Origin of the sequence: Mesorhizobium sp. M0518 (assembly GCF_040321125.1) — a bacterium.
GTDB lineage: Bacteria > Pseudomonadota > Alphaproteobacteria > Rhizobiales > Rhizobiaceae > Mesorhizobium.
The window spans coordinates 1-2,479 of record NZ_JAMYQY010000056.1 but is presented as its reverse complement, the minus strand read 5'-3'; the positions used below and the strand labels follow the sequence as shown (position 1 = coordinate 2,479).

The 2,479-nt window shown below is 65.6% G+C and carries 3 protein-coding genes; all 3 read right to left on the bottom strand.

Going from position 1 to position 2,479, the window contains the following annotated elements; genetic code table 11:
- Window positions 1–13 precede the first annotated feature (13 nt).
- Window positions 14–1,546 (bottom strand): IS66 family transposase, encoded by a 1,533-nt coding sequence (tnpC, locus tag NKI66_RS32555; protein ID WP_352754074.1) that lies wholly within the window; start codon window positions 1,544–1,546, stop codon window positions 14–16.
- 69 nt (window positions 1,547–1,615) lie between these two features.
- A complete protein-coding gene (gene tnpB, locus NKI66_RS32550; protein ID WP_023800865.1) occupies window positions 1,616–1,972 on the bottom strand; it encodes an IS66 family insertion sequence element accessory protein TnpB in 357 nt (118 codons plus the stop codon).
- Window positions 1,969–2,403, bottom strand: coding sequence for an IS66-like element accessory protein TnpA (gene tnpA, locus NKI66_RS32545; RefSeq protein WP_095518983.1), 435 nt, complete (start codon window positions 2,401–2,403; stop codon window positions 1,969–1,971). Before tnpA ends, tnpB begins: the two co-directional genes overlap by 4 nt.
- Window positions 2,404–2,479 lie beyond the last annotated feature (76 nt).

The following is a 2,479-nucleotide window of genomic DNA, read 5'->3' as shown; positions in this document are numbered from 1 at the left end:
GTAAGCGCTGTTCTCAGGCCACGGCCCTGAGTTCGGGAGCCGGGATGTAGGCCCAGGGCAGCAGGTCGTCGATCTGGCTGTTCGGGTGGCCATTGACGATCCTGGTGAGGACATCGGCGAGATAGCCGAGGGGCTCGACGCCGTTGAGTTTGCAGGTTTCGATCAGCGAGGCGACGACTGCCCAGTGTTCGGCGCCGCCATCGGAGCCTGCAAAGAGGGCGTTCTTCCGATTGAGCGCGATCGGACGAATGGAGCGCTCGACTGTATTGGAGTCGATCTCGATGCGGCCGTCGTCGAGGAAGCGGGTCAGGCCTTCCCAGCGCGAGAGCGTGTAGCGGATTGCCTCGGCGAGCTTGGTCTTCTGGCTAATCAGGCCGAGCTTTTCGCGCAGCCAAGGTTCGAGATCGGCAATGATAGCGCGGCTATTTTCCTGACGCATCGCGCGGCGTTCGTCAGCCGACCGGCCGCGGATGACGTCTTCGATCTTGTAGAGCTCGGCGATCCGTCTCAGCGCCTCGCTGGCAATCGGCGCGGGACCGGCTGCCGCCAGTTCATAGAAGCGCCGGCGCACGTGTGCCCAGCAGAAGGCGAGCGTCACGCCGCTTTTCTTGGCCAGCACGCGATAGCCGCCATAGCCGTCGACCTGAAGGATTCCGGTGAAGCCTGCGAGATGAGCGATCGGACGCTCGGCCTTTCGGTCCGGCGCATAGACATAGGCGACGCCCGGCGGGTCGCTTCCATTCCATGGGCGGTCATCGCGGGCATAGGCCCACAGCTGCCCAGTCTTCGTCTTGCCGCGGCCCGGATCGAGCACCGGCGCCGTGGTTTCGTCAGCAAAGAGCTTCGGTGAAGTCTTCAGCTTGCCAAGCAGCCGCTCATGCACCGGACGAAGGTGCCAGGCGGCGCGGCCGACCCAGTCGGCGAGCGTGGACCGGTCGAGATTGATGCCCTGCCGGGCATAGATCTGCGCCTGACGATAGAGCGGCAGGTGGTCAGCATATTTGGACACCAGCACCTGAGCGACCGTCGCCTCGGTTGGCAAACCGCTCTCGATCAGCCGGGCGGGCGCCGGAGCCTGAACGACCACATCCTCGCAGGCGCGGCAGGCATATTTGGGCCGGCGCACGACGATCACACGCAGCTGCGCCGGAACGATGTCGAGCCGCTCGCTCACGTCCTCACCGATCCGATGCAAGCCATTGCGGCAGCCCGGACAGGCATGGTCCTCGATGTCGACGACCATTTCCACCCGCGGCAGATGGGGTGGCAACGCGCCGCGGTTCGTCCGGCGCTTCCTGGCGCGCTCCAGACGCTCTGCGGGAGATGCTTGTTCATTCTCTTCCTCGTCGGCGGCCTCGATCTGCTCGGCCTCTTCGAGCCCCAGCAGCAACTGATCCTCGGGAAGCGTCTCAGCTCTTCGGCCGAAGCGGTGACGCTGCAATTCCTTGATGATCTGGATCAGGCGGGCGTTCTCGACGTCGCGCGCCAGGACCATCGCCTTCAGCGCGTCCGGATCGTCGGGAAGCTGGTCAGCCGCCATCGCCATGACCGGATCAGACCATATTCGCCGACATCCCGCGACAGCGGAATCCAGGCTGATTCACTTCGTCGCGGGTCAGCCCGCCTGAACCGGAACGCGGGTCCTGCGCGCCTCGTGGACCCGCCGCCAGTCGAGACCTTCGAGCAGCGCCGACAACTGCGCGGCCGTCAGCCGCATCATGCCGTCATGCACTTTCGGCCAGCGGAACTCGCCGTCCTCCAGACGTTTGGCGTAAAGGCAGACGCCGGTGCCATCCCAGAAGATCAGCTTGATCCGATCCGTCCGCTTCGCCCGGAAGACATAGACCGCGCCGCTGAACGGATCGGCGCCCATCGTCTCGCGCACAAGCGCCGCGAGGCCCTCCGCACCCTTGCGGAAGTCCACCGGCTTCGTCGCCACCATGACCTTGACCGCACCCGTCGGCCCGATCACGTCGTCGCCTTCAGCGCTCGGATTACAGCGGCCACCGTCCTGGTGTCGGCGCCACGGCCGACCCGCATAGCGACGCCGTCTATCTCCAGCTCGATCACACCGTCTCGGGCGGCTTTCTGCTTCCGCCGCCGCCTTGCCGCCGGTTCAGGCCTCGGCGCTGCAATCACCGCCGGAACAAACAACGATTCCGGTGCCGGCGCTTCCGCCAACGGCTGACGAGCGGCCCGACGCCAGGCGAACAGCTGCTGCGGGGACAAAGCGTATCGCCGCGCCACCGCGCTCACGGTCGCGCCGGCTTCGTAGCTTTCCGCCACGATCCGCGCCTTCTCCTCCGGCAGCCATTCGCGCCGCCGACCGGAGCCCGTGAACACCTCGAACCGGCGCGCGGGCTCGTGATCGCTGGATTTAAGCGTAAGCTCTGAAATCGTCATGTGTCGAAGCCCTCAAAGGCTCCGAACATCGTCCTTCACGCCGATCACCGAAAGGTGCCGTCGCGACATCGCTTAC